The sequence below is a fragment of the Runella sp. MFBS21 genome, assembly GCF_029433105.1.
GTDB lineage: Bacteria > Bacteroidota > Bacteroidia > Cytophagales > Spirosomataceae > Runella.
This window is the reverse complement of sequence record NZ_JARNTW010000003.1, coordinates 559,377-576,304: the sequence shown is the minus strand read 5'-3', so window position 1 is coordinate 576,304 and position 16,928 is coordinate 559,377. Positions and strand designations below refer to the sequence as shown.

Sequence of the window (16,928 nt, the reverse complement as noted above, 5' to 3'; positions counted from 1 at the left end):
ATTTTGTTTTTTGTTAATAACGAACAATCTCCCGAAATAGCGCCTATGATTTTATTCTACTGTTACAGATTTTGCGAGATTACGGGGTTGGTCTACATTGCGTTTCCGCATGACAGCTATATAATATGACAACAATTGGAGTGGTATCGACGATAGTAAAGGCATTAAGATTTCGTGGGTTTGGGGGATTTCTATTACAAAATCTACCATGCTTGGGATCAAGGTATCGCCTTCCGTAACGATGGCTATTACCCGCCCTTTACGCGCTTTTACTTCTTGTATATTAGATACGATTTTTTCATAAGAACTGTCTTTGGTTGCGATAAAAACCACGGGCATATCTTCATCAATCAGGGCAATAGGGCCATGTTTCATTTCGGCGGCAGGATAGCCCTCGGCGTGGATGTACGAAATCTCTTTGAGCTTTAGAGCTCCTTCCAACGCCACTGGAAAATTGAGTCCTCTACCTAAATAAATAAAATTGCGCGCATAAGTAAAAATGTACGCGATTTCCTTGACCTTATCAGCGGCTTTAAGTACTTGCTCTACTTTGCTTGGGATGCTTTCTAACGCTACCAGAAGCTCTCTATAAAGCTCATCAGAAATACTTCCTCGTCTATGAGCCACTGCAATCGCCATCAAAGTAAGGACGGTTACTTGGGCCGTAAAAGCCTTGGTACTTGCTACGCCGATTTCGGGACCAGCATGAGTGTAGGCCCCGGCGTGTGTTTCTCGGGCAATGGAAGATCCTACTACATTGCATACCCCAAAAATAGTAGCTCCTTTGCTTTTAGCGAGCTGAATTGCTGCCAAGGTATCAGCCGTCTCTCCTGATTGAGAAATAGCCACTACGAAGTCATCTGCATGGATAATTGGATTTCTATATCGAAACTCAGAAGCGTATTCGACTTCGACCGGAATACGCGCCAATTCTTCAAAAATATATTCAGCCACAAGTCCTGCATGCCATGAAGTCCCACAGCCTACTATCACAATACGTTTGGCTTGGGCAAGCTTATCCATATACCCCTGCAAACCTCCTAATTGCAAAAGCCCTTCTTCACTCTGTAGGCGTCCTCTCATGCTATCGGCTATTGAACGGGGCTGTTCGAAAATCTCTTTGAGCATAAAGTGCTCATAACCTCCCTTTTCGATAGCTTCGAGTTCGAGTTCTAGCTTTTGGATATACGGTACTTGTCTCTCATTGTCAAGATTTACTACCTTCAATTCTCCGTTTTTGATGAGGGCAATCTGATTATCGTCTAAATAAATGACATCTTTGGTGTATTCGATGATAGGAGAAGCGTCGGAGGCGCAAAAAAACTCGCCCTCACCTACGCCAATTACCAAAGGACTACTTTTACGAGCAGCGATAAGCTGTGTAGGAGCATCTTCTGACATCACTACGATAGCGTACGCACCTACGATTTCTTGCAATGCCAATCGTACAGCTTCTTCGAGGCTACATTGGGTCTCCTGCTGAATATCTTCAATGAAATGAACCAACACCTCAGAGTCAGTTTCTGAGCTGAAGTAGTGGCCTTTTCTAAGGAGATTTTGTTTGAGTGCCGCATAATTCTCAATGATTCCATTGTGAATGATGGCGAGTTTTTTGTGAAATGAATAATGCGGGTGAGCATTGACATCGTTTGGCTCACCGTGGGTAGCCCAGCGAGTATGCCCCATACCCACAGTTGCGGTTAGGTCTTTTGGGGCAAGTTCTGCTTCAAGTGCCTTTACTTTGCCTTTTTTCTTATAAACACAAAGATCGCCATGATTGAGCAATGCGATACCTGCGCTATCATATCCTCGATATTCTAATCTTTTGAGTCCTTTAAGGATGATTGGACACGCCTCTTGATGCCCTACGTATGCCACAATTCCGCACATTTTCTTAGATTTTAAGGTGAGTCAAATAGTTGAAAAAAAATAAGGTGACTTTTTAGAAAGCCTTTTTATTATTTAGAATTAGTAGAATAATCGGCTCTATTATTAAATGCTTTATGAAAGAGAATCCCATTTTTTAAAAAATATTACCAACAGTTTTAGGAGATTAAACTTTTTTAAAAACTTGGTTTTGTACAATGATTATTCCTTTATTTTTCGAAAAATACAGAAATATTACAAAAATAAAAAGCTCGTAAGGAATTCCTTACGAGCTTTTGAAATATTTAAAAAACGAAATTATACTTATTTAGTAGTGGTATAAAATATGTAAAGTTTTACGTTTTCACGAGTAGGATTAATTGTTAATCTCTCTAGCCGATTGTTGAGATAAGGATAGTAAATCGAGAGAGGCTGAGATAGAGATACCAAAGAAGAGGTAGAACTAACTGGCATCAACAAAAGCCCCGTACTTTTCTTAAATCCAATCGATACTGCTTGTAAGTAAGTAGTTAAAACGAAATTATAATTTCGGAACTTATCATTATAAACAGAGATTTGAGGAAGAATATAAGACTGGAATGTACTTCCATCAACAGGAAGTAATAGCTCTGTACCCCCTACTGACCGTAACAAACGATTTGTTTGGTCGGTTTCGGCCATGGTAAGACCTGTAGGTAAGAAAAACCTACCTTGAGGCTGCTCTGGTACAATATTGAGCTCAGCTCTATTAATAGCGACTCTTCCGTCGGTAAACAATTTTGATAAGTGCGGAAATTCTACCTTAGTCACAATTCCCAAAGCATCTTGTACGTAATTGAGGCCTCCCATTTCGGCAGCACTCAGAGGTTTGAGAGGCTGGAGTTTAGCTACTTCGGTTCCTTGGCGATTGGCCTGTACGTGGTTAAATCTTTTTAGGAGTGGAATAGCTTGTACTTTACCTACAGTATCTCCAGTGATATGCACATACAAGTTGAGTGAAATACCAGAAGATGATGGCAAGCCCATAATCATGCTGCTATTGTTGGAAGGAACGAGCGTAAAGCCTTTAAAAGTTTGAACAAACTTAGAAGCAGAGCTTGCATCGGGCTTGCCACTTAAATCAAAAATCTGTTTCCCCAATGCATCAGGTAACTTAAATTTGAAAGTATTATTGGTGGCAGGCGTAGGATCTATGGTGAGCGTAGCTAAAGGAGTCGCTTCATAAGGCATGGTACTATTGTTATAATAGGTTTTGCCTGTAATCAGCGTATCGGTAAGGCGATGAAGATTCATCTGAAATGGCTGCAAAGTATCACCATAGTAATAAAAGTAGGCCAAATCTAAAGTAAGCGAATCATACACATAAGTCGTAGTACTACCGTCGGCGTTGAAGTCAATTCTATTTCCAAGCTCAAAATAGGGCTGAGCCGTGACGCGGCCAAAGATAGGGTCGCGATAACTCCCTAACAACAACTGCGTGGTGCTATTGGTACGAACAGAATCAAGCAAAACCGTGCTTGTTTTGACTGTAAGTGTATCCGTAAATTGCACTTCTGCAATTACCTCGGGCGGAAGCCCGATTTCCTTGGGAGCTTCGCAGGCGGTCAAAGAAATGGTGAAAACAGTGACCAGAAAGAGGGCAGCTTTAGCCTGCCAGTTCATTGTATAAGTTGTAATAAGCTTCTGTAAAATTTGCGTCTTCTTCGACCAGTTCCAACTTGCGTTCGGGCAATTCATCAAAAATTTTGTTTAAACTTTCACTAAAATCATCATCAGCTTTTACAACGGCGTCGGCGTAGGCACAACCAATTTTGATAAATCCTTCAAAATCAGCCGAGCGTAGATGAGCTAGGGCTTCATCACTAACGTCCATGGCTTTGGCTTTGTCCATAATCCCTTCTTCAAACTTAAAGTTGAAGGCGTTGTTATAGACGGTAAAAACACACTTTGTATCCTTAAACATCGGATCATTTTTGTAAGTGGTTTTCAAATAAAGAGGAATGAGGGCGGTCATCCAATCATTACAATGTACAATGTCGGGAGCCCATCCTAATTTTTTGACAGTTTCGAGCACACCTTTGCAAAAAAAGATAGCGCGTTCGTCATTATCATCAAAAAAGTTATTGTCCTTATCTAAGAAAACGGACTTGCGATGAAAATAGTCTTCGTTGTCAATAAAATAAACTTGCAATTTGGCGCTTGGGATAGAAGCTACCTTGATTACCAGAGGTTTTTCATCGTCACCGACCGAAATATTAATGCCTGACAGACGAACAACCTCATGGAGGCGGTTTTTGCGCTCATTGATGAGTCCAAAACGAGGTACTAATATTCTGATTTCCATGCCCCGCTCTTGCATAGCTTGGGGAAGTTTTCTTACGTAGTCGGCTACCTCTGTGATTTGGAGAAAGGGATTTATCTCGCTGGCTACATACAAAATCCGTAGTTTACTCATAGGCTTTGGTGAAGCTTGATAGGATTGGTTTTGAAGAAAAATTTTGCAAAATTATACAAATTTTTGCCGATATTCAATCATATTGCTTGAGAATTATTTCTTATTTAATAAACCTTGTACCTTTGATACCTTAATCATACCAAATATATGAAAACTCCTATTGTTGAAAGTATGGCAGGTTGGGCGTCTTTGGGCTTCTTTATCCTTTGGGTGATGGAGTTTCGACGTGTATCGTTTCAAGAGAGTTATTGGTTGCTGATGTTTTGTTTATCGTGTTTATTGGGCTTTCTGCTACTTCGTAAACGGCGAAATGCCGAACCTGTACTTTCTAAATATGTACCAGAAAAAAAAGAAAGTAAGCCTAAAACGACCATAAAACCTTCCATAAAAAAGAAACAAAAATAACGGAAGAGGTCAATTTTGTAGTAATTTTAAAGAAGCCAAAGCATGTAAAAAAAGATACCATCTCCCAACCAACGATAACGCTCATGGCCTAAAAATTGAGAATAATGTTTCTTTAAAAAGTACAAACTGAGGCTCATTGAAATGACTGCTACTGAGGTCCTAATACTATAACGATGAGTGGTTAGAAATAAGATTACTAAAGCTCCAATTACTACTAAGATAGTCAGGATATTAATGATTTGGCTCACTGTATCTGTGCCCCATGCAATAGCCAAAGAATAGCCTTCCTCTATGTCAAAAGACTCGAACCATGAAAATAAAAGCAGGTTTTGGAAGGCTATAATCCCCAGTAAAACCATAAATGAAGTCTCTTCCCAGGAGGTGTGTTGTTGGGCTAAAACCGCCGACCCCCAAACTCCAATGGTATATATTATAGCAACCATCGGCTCTTTAAACAACTGAAAGGTATCGGTAGAAGAGATTTTCTGAATTACTTTTAAATACACGCTTACTAATACCATCAAGCCGATTCCAAGCATGATGACTTTGAAAGGAAGCCAGAACAAACAAATCAATCCGACCACGCCTAGTCCCATCATTATTTTGAGTAGAATAGCTTCGTGTTGAGCGTGAAATTTGTGCCGAGCTGTAGTAGGAGTATTGGTTTTGTGATTGTCAATTAAACGATCCGCTACATAAATAAAAAACACACTGATGCCTACCAATACCGTGGAAGCCCAAGAAACCTCTCCGTGACCATCGGGTAGGCGAGAGGCTATTACGTGGGTAAGCATAGCACCAGCTACTACATCTAAGCTTAGCCAGTGAATGCGGATAAGGTAATATTCAATTATGAAGAAAAAATCTTTTAACCACTTCATAGGAAGGAGTTGAGAACCAATATATTGCTTAATGATACACTAACCATAGGGCACTTTGCACTTATTCACCTCCATGACTAGTGAGACTACGCTTGATTTCGCGGATACGCTCATTGAAATTCCAGTGGTGAAAATCTACGTCAGATAGACAAGTGGCTGCCAAATAATCCATCACAGTGGGAGGATGTACTACGCGTTGTCCTGAGCGTACATCGATGTATTTGGAAGTAACCCACAGCACATTTTTCAACTGAGTTCGGCTATCATCGGTCATGAAATATTCGGTTACGATAGTATCTTCATTAAAAAAAATAAGACGCGAAGTAATCCTGACCCATTCGCTCACCATTGCTGGCCTTACGTAGGCGATTTGGTGCTGATATACTACCCAGCTTTGACCGAGTTCTCTGAAAAGTCTTCCAAAGTTAAACTCGTATAATTTGGCTACTTGATCTTCACGGGCGTTGAAATAATAATCAAAGTATTTGGCGTTGTTGAGGTGCTGAAGTGGGTCACAGTCCTGGAATCGGATAATGACACGTGATTCGGGCTCTTTAGGATATTCTTTGTCGGGAATGCGTTCAAAAAACATAATCGATTTGGATTAATTGTGATGAATAAGAAGCCATGCGCCAAACTAAAGCATGGCTCTTCTCAAACTTTACGGCATTTCAAAAGCCTTTTGTCTCCGTTGAGAAGGGTTGTGGCCAGCAAATATACATCACCCCCGTCTTTTAACTTTAGTTTTTTGCGAAGTTCGTCGGTAGTAGCTGGAAAATTCCGTACAGTGAGATTTGCTTTGAGAGTAGGCAGATGCTCTCTAAGTGTCTTTGAATCAACTTTTAAAATCGCTTCAAGCTCAAAGCTACGTCCCGGAAAATCAAGGACTAATTCCGAAGAAGTATATAAATGGCTATGAGGCGCGATTTTGGAAATATTGAGCGAATGAGCGATTGATTTAAAAGCTCCGCTTTTTAAAATGGCGGCGTTGGGCTCATAAATGTAGCGAAGGGGAGGGCTCAATGATACTGGCTTGTTGGTTTCTTGTGCCCAATCAAACTCAAAATACTGATGGGCGGTATCTGATTTGAGATTGATACTTTTTACAATTATGTTTGGCGACGAAACAGAATCACTTATCTCAAATAGTAGTTCTTTGCATTCATTATCAACGGCTACTACGTGTACTGTGTGAATAAAAGGCAGCGTCTGGATGGTCTGCTTGAGATCAAGTAGCGGCGATGCCTTGAGCAATATATGCCGAGTTTTGTTTAACAATAATGGTAAATGCTTAGTAACGTCGGGGTCGCAATCTACGAGACTGACGACGCGCTTTTGGTCGGCACTGCGGCGCGCTGGGTCGAGGTAAATACAGTCTACTTTTTGAGGGAATTTCTCCAAAAAATCAATAGAATTTTGATGTACGCAACGAATATTTGTGGCTTTCAAAACGGCAAAATTATGGTGAGCACGCGCTACCAAAGTTTCGTTTTGTTCAATATAAATGACAGCTTCACATTGTTTACTGAAAAAATAACTATCAATCCCCATACCACCGGTTGCGTCGATGAGGGTGTCGCCTGAGAGAAGAGACGCTTTGTAGTGGGCAGTTGTCTCCGAAGAACTTTGCTCAACCGATAGCGCAGGCGGAAATACCACCTCAGGATTGGCATACCATTCAGGCAATTTGGTGCGTGATTTTTGGCGGGCTTCAATCTGTTTGATTAAGGATTCTTTGTCTTTTCCGTATTTTAGGAAGAGTGCGCTGGTATCCGTATGAAGGTGCTGTTGAATAAAATCAATTTCTTCTTTTGAAAACATCGTATCTATATCCTGACTCACCAAAAGCAGGGTAGTTGGTTTATATTTGAGCTGGGCGATTTTACCAAAACAAAATCAGGTAGCTGACGGTTCGTCGGCTACCTGATTGAGAAAACTTGAGTGTTTATTTTTCGCTTGATTTTTTGAAATAACTGTCGGCTTCTCGCTTATAAAAAGGTGCAAAACTAGGCGGAACTGTACGCAACAATTCCGTTTGTCGCTGCTTGTCTTTGACATACTGCTCAAAAGCAGCAGGGGGGGTGCGTGGTTGGGGCTTGGCGGTTTCGGCTTTGCGTTGGGTATCTTCTTCTTGTTGTCGCAACGCTTTTTCGGATTCCAACAAACGCGTGATTATGTCTTGTTGACGTTTGAGGAGATTAGGGTCTACGCGCTTATTGACCAAATCGGTCTCTGTTTCGTCCATTTTCTCTATCAAATCTTTGACTTCATTGCCTACTTTTTTGCCTCCTTCGGTGCCTTTTTGAGAGTCCATGAGTTCTTTGAGCATCTGTCTGATTCGGGCTTGTTCAGCCGCCATTTGGGCAAGTTGTTCGGACATTTGTCGGCCACCCATACCTCCTCTTTGACCTTGTCCTTTCTGGATTTCGTTGATACGTTTATTGAGTTGTTGTTGCAATTCTCCTAAACTCTGACCTTGCTTTTTACCGCCCTTTTTCTTGCCTTGTCCAGGGCTACTCATTGCCATCATAGCAGCTTGCATTTGTTCCAAGGTTTGACTTAGCATGAGCGATAGATTGTTGATAGAAGTCATCGCAAATTGCTGCTTGCTAGTGGCCATGTTGAGGCGGCGCTCCCGAATATAGCGAGTACTCTCATTCATGTGAAACTTCATGTCGTTCAATTCTCGCGTTACAAACGTTTGAATTTGCATCACACGCTTCGCTAGTGCATATAGACTATCTTCAATCACCTTGGCATCATCTTGGAGTTTGAGCTGCTCTTGGGCAAGTTTAACAAAGCGAGGGTCTTGGAGATTAACTCCTCTGAAGTCTTTCATCACGCGTTCTTGGTCAAACGACAAATGAATCAGGTTTTCGAGGATATCGCGCAGGTTGTCCATGTTTTCGCTCATTTCTTCCATTTCGGCACTTTCCATCGACTCTTGCATTTGCTGAGCCATTTGGCGCATCGATTTTGCTGCTTTTTTCTGCGATTGAGAGGCGTTTTTGTTTTGCTTTTGTTCTAGTTGTTTTGAGCTATTTTCTTGCTGTTTATCAACCTCCTGCTGTTGTTCTTTGCCGGTATCCATTTCCTGCTTATTGTCCAGCTGCTCATTGAGTTTTTCGAGTTCTTCAATGTCTTTTTTTGTTTCTTCAAACTCTTTGTTTAGCTCTTCTTGCTCTTTCTTAAGTTCTTCTTGCTGAGCGTTTTTGTCTTGCTGTTCGTTTCCTTTTTGGTCTTTTTTATCTTGGTCTTTACCGTCTTTTTGATCTTTGTTGTCTTGGTCTTTGCCTTTTTTATCTTGGTTGTTTTTCTGATCTTTATTTTCAGAGTCTTTACCTTTCTGTTCTTTTTCTTGTTCTTTGGCGAGTTGTTCGGTTTTTTCGGCGAGTTTTTCTTCTTTATCAGCCATTTCTTTCAAATCCTTCTGAATTTGCTCGGCTTTTTGTTGAAGCTGAAGTTGCTTAAACATCTCCAATGCCTTTTCGATTTCTTTTTGGGCATTGAATTCTTTGTTTTTGAGTTTGTTCATCAACTCCTGTATTTTCTCATCCTGCTGTTGCTGTTGGAGGAGTTTTTCGAGTTGTTCATACAGCTTTTGAGTTTCGGGATCGAGCAATTCTTTCATCAATTTCTGCAATTGCTCCATTTTTTGTTTCATTTCGGGGCTTTGCTCCGCAAAACGGTCTTGTTTTTCTTGGGCAGCTTGAGCTTGCTCTTGCATGCTCTTCATGTCGTTCATGAGCTCATCGCGCTTTTTAAGCAAGTCCTCTATTTGTTTTTTGTCTTGGAAATCTAAGTCGCGGTCGGTTTTGAGACGTTGGTCTAGTTTTTCCAATTCTTTTTGCAAAGTTTTGGCTTTTTGGAGGGTCTTATTGATTTGGGATGCAGTTTTTTCCGCAGATTTTTCGGCTTCGGCCCTTACTTCTTCTTTAGATGGTACCGCAAAATCTATCATGCGTGATTTGGCTGATTTTGGTCCGTTGATACCATCATTGTCCCATACTTGTACATAGTACTCGATACGGTCGCCTGGGGTAAGACGAAGACTATCGACGTACCATTGGAAGTAAAAAGTCTGGTTGGTAGTTGATTTATTGAAAGGAATCGCGAATCCTTTATAAACTACCTTCTTTTCGTCGGTTTTATCACCTTTGCGGCGTAAGTTGTAGAATACCCTTAGGTTTGAAAAGCCATAGTCATCGGCGATATTACCCCCAAGCATAAAGTAATTGTACAAAGTAGTGTCTTGGTAGTTTTCGAGGGTAAGGGTTGGGTATTTGTCATTGATGACGTTGAGGAAATAGCTGATTTTTTCGCGATTTCCTGATTCTTCATTTTTGAGTTTTATTTCATAATTTCCCGAGCGTCTGGCGCTTTTTTGGAACTCATATCCTCCTGTAAGCTTACTTTCGGCTGGGTATAGATTTTTGTCACCTTCAAATAGCAGTGCCATTTCTTTGGTGGCGTTGGTATTAAAATCCCAAGTAATAACGGTCCCTTCAGGTACCGTCAAGTTTCCTACATTGCTCAGCTGTTCGGCAGGTTTTCCCAAATAGGCTGGGTAGCGCAGTGTTACATCAAAAGACAATAGGCTGGGGCGTTCGGCCAAAGTGAGTTTGTAAGTGCTTGATTTATAGCCTGCAGCTTCAAAATAAAACTCAATAGGGCGCTGGACATTTTTGAAAGTATACGAGTAAGAATCGGTGCTTTCGGGGTCGAGCTTAAATTTGGCTTTGTTGTGCACCACATATACCGCTTCTGGAAGTGCTCCACCTGCCAGCGACAATTCTAATTTGAAGTCTTCGTTACGAAAGGCTTTCAGATTCGGATTTTCTAGTTTGAATGTAAATGGCGCATCGGTATATTCTTTTTCAAAATGAATAATACGGTCTGAGCTGCTTGCAAAAAAGCGGGGATTGATCAAAAGCACCATTGCAATCGCCGCTAAGGGATAAGCGGCATATTTGAGGTAGCGGCGATTTTGGTCGATTTTGATGGCGTCCGAAAACCGTACTATCATCAATTGGCTTGATTTTTGCTGAATGCTGGCCTCAATAAGATCTGTTTGTATTCCAGATAAATTTCTTAGCTGAAGGGTATTGATAAGTTTATCTCCAATCTCTGGGAAAAAATTGCCGATTTGAGCGGCTGCTTCTTCATCACTGATAGATTTGCGTAGGCCATATAAATGTATCAATGGAATGACTACCCACCGCACAATGGCATAACCTAAAATGCCTAAAAAACCGAAAAATAACGTGGCTCGTACCGTGGAACTAAAACGCCCAAAGTACTCAAGCGTGTTGACAAAGAGATAGGCCGATAGCACAAAAGCTACGGCAAAAATGACACCTTTGACGAGTTGATTTAGATAAAATTTCCGCTTGTACTCACCAATGCGCTCCAGCAGTACGGAAAGGGTTTGGGTTCTCATATAGTAATGTTTTGGCTGGTGTTAGATAGGAATCCCACTTTTTCCAAAGTTACGTATAAAGTTAACGCAAAAATGATGCAAAAAGTAGACAACTCTTCAAAAGATTCTGATAATAACGCAAATTGAGGGATAAACTTAATAGTTGGTAGAAGAAACATGAAATAAAGAAGATTGTTTTAGCGGCCTGCCATTTTGGGAGAATAACCTTAATATTTCGGATGTATAGTGAGAATTAATGGTATTTTTTCTTTTAATGAAAGTATTACAAACGGCTTATTTGCTAATCCCTTAAATTTTTGATAATTATTTTGGTTGTGATAACTTCAAAACAACACTACTCAAGCACAAACAAAGCTTTTCGTGCTTCTGTCTCTCTTTTATTTTTTCTTTTTAGTTTCCCTTTATTTTCTCAAAACCCTACTAATGAATCCTTGAAGCTTCAAGATGGCGACCGAGTGGTTTTTGTGGGAAACTCCCTTTTTGAGAATGATTTGCCTTTTGGGTATTTAGAATTTGCGCTTACAAGTAGGTGGCCTGCCAAAAACATCACTTTCCGAAATATCGGTTGGATTGGCGATACCGTATGGGGTGATGCGCGCAGCTACTATACCAATCCGCCTACGCCCTATGAATTGTTGATGGAACAACTCACCAAAGCCAACCCCACCGTAGTGGTCGTGGCTTATGGTGGGATTGAATCACAAGAAGGGGAAGCAGGACTTCCAAGATTTACGGAAGGCTTAAACAAATTATTGGATAAAATTCAAGAATTGGGAGCTAAGGCTGTTTTGTTGTCACCCATTCCGCAGTTTGGGGCGCCTTCTCCCGAAAAACTAGCTCAACGCAATACAAGTCTTGAACTATATGCTTCTACAATCGCTACCACTGCTGCCAAGCGAAACGCCAAATACGTGGATGTATTTAAGCCTCTCCAAGAAATTAGTAAAAAAGAACACATCTCTGACAACAACGTGCATCTCAATGAATTAGGATATTATCACTTGGCCGTGGCTCTTGAAAAAGGGCTTGGGTATGCAGCACGCCCTCATTTGCTTGAAATCAATTTGAATAAAAATGGAGTTGAAACTACACCACCTGTGCAAAAAGGCAGTTGGGATGCCAAACAGGGCAGCTTGAGTTTTGACGTAGAAGAGCCTATTTTGCCCTTGCCTCTTCCCACGTTGCAAAAAGATGATAAAGCATTGACCGTAAAAATAGCGGGTCTAAAAAAAGGGATTTATGCGTTGACTGTTGATAGTATGCAGGTAATGGCTGCTTCGGCTAAGGAATGGGAAAAGGGGATAGTAATTAAGCATACACCTTCGCTCGAACAAGCCCAGAAATTGCGAGAGTTAATTATCCAAAAAAACGGTTTGTTTTTCCAACAATATCGCCCTTTGAATCGTACTTATATCATTGGATTTAGGAAGTACGAGCAAGGGCGTCATGTTCAAGGCTTAGAAGATTTAAACCACATTATCAGATGGATAGAAAGTCAGATTTCGTTGGTGTGCGCTCCTAAACCGCATACTTATGGATTGATACTTTTGAAGTGAAAAATTGATTGATTTGATAAAAGATTTTACTGGAATGAGAAAAAATACATTGACAATATCTACCAAATTTTTAAAACTGTGCGCCAAAGTCATTAGCATTCCGCTCATGTTTCTGATTACTTCTTCGGCCAATCTTGATGATCGAAAAGAGAATCCTGACCCGCAAAAAGAGCTTGATTCCTTCAAAACGGCGGAAGGTTTGGAAGTGACGCTTTTTGCTGCCGAACCGATGTTGGTGAAGCCGATTCAGATGAATTGGGACGCCGACGGGCGTTTGTGGGTAGTGAGTAGTACCACCTATCCTCATTTGAAAACGGGTGATGTATCCAACGACAAGATCTATGTTCTTGAAGATACCGACGGCGACGGAAAAGCTGATAAATCAACCATTTTTGCGGAAGGGTTGTTGACGCCTACGGGAATTTTACCGGGTGATGGCGGGGTATATGTGGCTAACTCTACCGAAATTCTTTTTTTGTCTGATACCGATGGAGACGGTAAGGCCGACAAACGTAAACAAGTACTGACGGGCTTTGGGACAGGCGATACGCACCATTTAATTCATACGTTTCGGTGGGGACCCGAAAGCCAACTTTATTTCAACCAATCGATTTATATCTATAGCCACATCGAAACGCCTGCTGGTATCAAACGACTAGAAGGGGGAGGCGTATGGCAGCTCAATCCACAGACTCTTGATTTGGATATTTATGCACGGGGACTTATCAATCCTTGGGGGCTGATTTTTGACCGTTGGGGGCAATCATTCCTTACCGACGGAGCGGGTGGAGAAGGTATCAATTTCGCTTTTCCGGGTGCCACTTTCGTAACCGCCCCTAAAGCCGAAAGAATTATTCGGGGATTGAATCCAGGTCAGCCCAAACATTGTGGTTTGGATATTGTATCGGGACGGCATTTGCCAGAAGCATGGGCAGGAAGCTTGATTACGAACGACTTCCGCGCCAATCGTGTCAATCGATTTAGACTAGAAGAACAGGGTAGCGGATATGTATCTAAACAAGCCGAAGACCTACTCTGGACCGACCACGTAGCCTTTCGTCCCGTAGATATTTCGGTAGGGCCTGATGGGGCTATTTATGTGGCAGATTGGTATAACCCTATCATCCAACATGGCGAAGTGGATTTTTATGACCCTCGCCGTGACCAACAGCATGGTCGTATTTGGCGCATTACAGCCAAAAATCGCCCCTTGGTCAAAACTCCTAAACTATCGAAAGCTTCTATCGACGAACTACTGAGCGCACTCAAATCGCCCGAAGATTGGACGCGTGGACAAGCCAAACAAATACTTAAGGGACATGGTGCTGCCAAAGTAGTGCCTTCTCTCGAAAAATGGGTAGCTGGACTTAACCCGCAAGATGCTAATTATGAACATCAGTTGTTGGAAGCACTGTGGGTATATCAATCACTAGAGGTGGTCAACGAAAAACTCCTTTTGAATCTGCTCAATGCCAAAAATCATCAAGCACGGGCAGCGGCTCTTCGTGCGCTTGGATTTTGGTATAATAAAATTTCGAAGCCAGAAGCTTTGCTCACCAAAGCCGTGGCTGACCCTCACGCACAAGTACGCTTAGAAGCGGTAATTGCTTTAAGAAAACTTCCCACAGCCGAATCGGCTCGTACAGCGCTGACGGTATTGGATGCTCCAATGGACGAATTTTTGGATTTTGCTCTTTGGCAGACCGTCCGTGAACTTGAACCTGCTTGGGCCAAGCGCGTAAAAACAGAACCTTCGTTTTTGGGAGATGATAAAAAAACAGTTTATGCCCTCAAATCAGTAAATAGCCCCGAAGCTACCGCACGCTTGGCACAGCTATATGCCCAAGGCAAAGTACCAGAAAGCTACGAAAAGGATGTGATTGGAGTAATAGCTAAAAGAGGAGGAGAGATAGAAATCGAAATATTGCTTGATAAAGCAACTAAAACCCCCAATAATTCAACCATACTCGCACAACTCGCAGGACTTGAAGATGCGGCAAAACAGCGGCAAATAAAACCTACTCAAAACCTTAGTCGCATTGCTACCTTTATCAATCATTCCGACGAAGCAGTAGCCCTAAGTGCCATTCGACTGGTTGGATTGTGGAAATTGGAAGATTTGAAACCGCAACTGACGACTTTGGTACAAACGGGTGAAAAAAATATCAAGAAGACGGCATTGGCTTCATTAGCCAATATGAATCCAAATGCCAAAGCGATGCTCCTTGAAATGACCACTGCAAAAAATACACCTGAGTTGCGACTCTTGGCCGCTGCGCAATTGGTCTCTACGGATGCCAATGAAGCCGCACAAGTAGGAGTAGGGGTTTTGAGAAACTTACCTGCTGGTACTGATGTGTCTGATTTATTTCAGGCTTTTGTGGCTAACAAACAAGCCATGAAAGCATTGGGTGAAACTTTATCCAATCAAAAAATTCCTGAAGAGTTTGCCAAAGTAGGACGCCGAATAGTACAACGGCAGGTGAATGCTAACCGCCAAAAAGACGCAGAAGTCGTACTTCTCAAGCAAGGGTTGGAGGCTTCGGGAGGTACATTGCCTCCAGAACGTATGCCGCAAGAACTCAACAAGCAGGAGTTGGCATCTTTAGCCAAAACGATCAAAGAATCGGGCGACCCTGAAAAAGGTGAATTAATCTTTCGTAAAACTTCCACCAATTGCCAATCTTGTCATGCTATTGGTGGCGCTGGTGGTGCTATTGGGCCTGATTTGAGCAGTTTGGGTACTAGCTCGCCCGTAGAGACTATCATCCGTTCGATTTTAGCTCCTAACGAATCTATCAAAGAGGGTTATGACTTGAAGCGAGTCGTGAAAAAAGACGGTAGTGAAATGATGGGCTACTTAGTGAGCGAAGGGACGTCGGAGGTAGTGATTCGTGATGTGTTGGGTAAAAAAGTATCAATTCCCAAAAGCCAAATGGAACTAATGGAAAAAGTTCCGGGCTCGCTCATGCCCGCAGGCCTTACTGCCGACTTGGACAAACAAGATTTTATCAACCTTATTAGTTTTCTTTCAAAACTAGGAGAATCGGGTAAGTTTCGTGTGCCCAATACCCGCTTTGTTCGTCATTGGGAAACCGTCTTTGCCGCCAAAGAATTAACACGCAAACTCAAAGAAGAAGGCGTAAATTATGTGGCTAAAGACAATGCCAAACTGTCTTTATTGCCAGCTTACAGCAAAGTAGCAGGAGATTTGCCCTTGAACGAACTGCCGATTGTGGAAGTCAATGCGACAAAAAAATACAGTTTTGTGAAATTTGACATTGAAGTACTCAACAAAGGAAATGTGAATTTTTCTTTCAACTCAACCGATGGCGTAAGCGCATGGGCAGGGACTAAACCTTTGAAAATAGGACAATACGGGATTGTGACCGAATTGCCGCAAGGTGTACATACGATTACGTTGGCGATTGACCGTGCTACAAACTCTGCCAATTCATTAAGTATTCAGTTGCAAGAGGCCGATACTTCTCCCGCTCAAACAAGACTCATTATGCGTTAACATGATTAAATCGGTTTGGGCGTTGTTTATAATAAACAGCGCTCAAATCGATTTTCCTATACTTGCCCGATTTTGGCGACAGCGGTCACTACAATATTTTACTTCTTCCCAGACTTTTCCCATTTTTTGCGCCACACAAAAGGCCTGCCACAAACGGTACATACCTTTTGAGGTAAATTCTCTTTTTTTACATTTTTCATATTAAACAATAATGAGACCTTCTTCGGCTTTTCCAAAAGTCAGGTGCTGATTACTCATAAAGCGATAACCCGACAACCAAGCCAACAAAGCATCGAATTGGTGCTGATTATGAGGGGATTGGGCTAGATGTAGAGAAGGATGTTTTTGGATTAAAATTTTACCTAATTGCGTCATTTCGACAACTGAAAGTTTTTTGTGATAGCTATTTCCTAGCCATAATTGAGCCAATGCTTTTGGGTAAACTTCATAGGTTTGGATATTGAGAACTGAACGCAATTTTTGGGTTAATTCCATGGCGCGGGCTGTGAGTCCTCCCAAAAATAGGGGTGACATGGCTTTCAAGGCAAGGTCGCAGTGGCGATAGTGATAATTGATAAAACCCTCACGCTGAAAATACACGGCGGGTAAGGAAAGGGGCGCGTCCAAAAAAAGATTTGAAACCCAGGGGTTTTGGTGCATCCACTCAAAAATAAATGAATCCGCATCTTTTTTGAGAGCATCAAAAAAAAGGAGGCTTTGCCCATTATGATAACAAATCACAGTATTGCCAGAAGTTTTGGCACCGTAATCAATCCCCGCAAAAGTACGTATATCCAAATTGAAG

General features: G+C 41.7%; 11 protein-coding genes and 1 pseudogene. 3 read left to right on the top strand and 9 right to left on the bottom strand.

Going from position 1 to position 16,928, the window contains the following annotated elements:
* Window positions 1-51: 51 nt before the first annotated feature.
* The 3 genes from glmS to P1X15_RS09800 form a co-directional block, all read right to left on the bottom strand.
* Window positions 52-1,890, bottom strand: coding sequence for a glutamine--fructose-6-phosphate transaminase (isomerizing) (glmS, locus tag P1X15_RS09810; RefSeq protein ID WP_277337964.1), 1,839 nt, complete (start codon window positions 1,888-1,890; stop codon window positions 52-54).
* Window positions 1,891-2,190: 300 nt separating this feature from the next.
* Window positions 2,191-3,528 (bottom strand): DUF4270 family protein, encoded by a 1,338-nt coding sequence (locus tag P1X15_RS09805; protein ID WP_277337963.1) that lies wholly within the window; start codon window positions 3,526-3,528, stop codon window positions 2,191-2,193.
* Entirely contained in the window at window positions 3,512-4,321 is an 810-nt protein-coding gene (locus P1X15_RS09800) for a glycogen/starch synthase (RefSeq protein WP_028666956.1), read from the bottom strand. Before P1X15_RS09800 ends, P1X15_RS09805 begins: the two co-directional genes overlap by 17 nt.
* 147 nt (window positions 4,322-4,468) lie before the next feature.
* Between P1X15_RS09800 and P1X15_RS09795 the strand changes: the two genes are divergently transcribed.
* Window positions 4,469-4,726 carry a hypothetical protein gene (locus P1X15_RS09795; RefSeq protein ID WP_037327600.1) on the top strand — a complete coding sequence of 86 codons (258 nt, stop codon included), beginning with the start codon at window positions 4,469-4,471 and terminating at the stop codon, window positions 4,724-4,726.
* A 26-nt stretch (window positions 4,727-4,752) separates the two neighbouring features.
* Here P1X15_RS09795 and P1X15_RS09790 read toward each other — a convergent pair whose 3' ends face one another.
* From P1X15_RS09790 to P1X15_RS09775, 4 genes are all read right to left on the bottom strand, one after another.
* The gene (locus P1X15_RS09790) at window positions 4,753-5,607 is read right to left on the bottom strand and encodes a hypothetical protein (RefSeq protein ID WP_277337962.1); all 855 of its coding nucleotides are present in this window, start codon (window positions 5,605-5,607) and stop codon (window positions 4,753-4,755) included.
* A gap of 61 nt (window positions 5,608-5,668) precedes the next feature.
* Window positions 5,669-6,199 carry a thioesterase family protein gene (locus tag P1X15_RS09785; RefSeq protein ID WP_277337961.1) on the bottom strand — a complete coding sequence of 177 codons (531 nt, stop codon included), beginning with the start codon at window positions 6,197-6,199 and terminating at the stop codon, window positions 5,669-5,671.
* A gap of 62 nt (window positions 6,200-6,261) precedes the next feature.
* Window positions 6,262-7,449: a class I SAM-dependent methyltransferase gene (locus P1X15_RS09780; RefSeq protein ID WP_277337960.1), complete on the bottom strand. Its 1,188-nt coding sequence runs from the start codon at window positions 7,447-7,449 to the stop codon at window positions 6,262-6,264.
* Window positions 7,450-7,552: 103 nt separating this feature from the next.
* Window positions 7,553-11,047 (bottom strand): DUF4175 family protein, encoded by a 3,495-nt coding sequence (locus P1X15_RS09775; protein ID WP_277337959.1) that lies wholly within the window; start codon window positions 11,045-11,047, stop codon window positions 7,553-7,555.
* Window positions 11,048-11,478: 431 nt separating this feature from the next.
* Between P1X15_RS09775 and P1X15_RS09770 the strand changes: the two genes are divergently transcribed.
* Together P1X15_RS09770 and P1X15_RS09765 are read left to right on the top strand one after the other, a co-directional pair.
* Complete coding sequence (locus P1X15_RS09770) at window positions 11,479-12,603, top strand: GDSL-type esterase/lipase family protein (protein WP_277337958.1); 1,125 nt, start codon at window positions 11,479-11,481, stop codon at window positions 12,601-12,603.
* Between the two features lie 34 nt (window positions 12,604-12,637).
* Window positions 12,638-16,123: a PVC-type heme-binding CxxCH protein gene (locus P1X15_RS09765; RefSeq protein WP_277337957.1), complete on the top strand. Its 3,486-nt coding sequence runs from the start codon at window positions 12,638-12,640 to the stop codon at window positions 16,121-16,123.
* A 42-nt stretch (window positions 16,124-16,165) separates the two neighbouring features.
* Here P1X15_RS09765 and P1X15_RS09760 read toward each other — a convergent pair.
* Window positions 16,166-16,323, bottom strand: a pseudogene (locus P1X15_RS09760) (DUF2256 domain-containing protein).
* A 1-nt stretch (window position 16,324) separates the two neighbouring features.
* On the bottom strand, window positions 16,325-16,921 hold the full coding sequence (locus P1X15_RS09755; protein ID WP_277337956.1) for a DUF429 domain-containing protein: 597 nt from the start codon (window positions 16,919-16,921) through the stop codon (window positions 16,325-16,327).
* Between the last annotated feature and the right edge of the window lie 7 nt (window positions 16,922-16,928).

Coding starts and splice junctions, on each gene's coding strand:
- P1X15_RS09785 (WP_277337961.1), bottom strand. CDS start 6,199: ATGTTTTTTGAACGCATTCCCGACAAAGAATATCCTAAAGAGCCCGAA.
- P1X15_RS09775 (WP_277337959.1), bottom strand. CDS start 11,047: ATGAGAACCCAAACCCTTTCCGTACTGCTGGAGCGCATTGGTGAGTAC.
- P1X15_RS09765 (WP_277337957.1), top strand. CDS start 12,638: ATGAGAAAAAATACATTGACAATATCTACCAAATTTTTAAAACTGTGC.
- P1X15_RS09800 (WP_028666956.1), bottom strand. CDS start 4,321: ATGAGTAAACTACGGATTTTGTATGTAGCCAGCGAGATAAATCCCTTT.
- P1X15_RS09795 (WP_037327600.1), top strand. CDS start 4,469: ATGAAAACTCCTATTGTTGAAAGTATGGCAGGTTGGGCGTCTTTGGGC.
- glmS (WP_277337964.1), bottom strand. CDS start 1,890: ATGTGCGGAATTGTGGCATACGTAGGGCATCAAGAGGCGTGTCCAATC.
- P1X15_RS09805 (WP_277337963.1), bottom strand. CDS start 3,528: ATGAACTGGCAGGCTAAAGCTGCCCTCTTTCTGGTCACTGTTTTCACC.
- P1X15_RS09790 (WP_277337962.1), bottom strand. CDS start 5,607: ATGAAGTGGTTAAAAGATTTTTTCTTCATAATTGAATATTACCTTATC.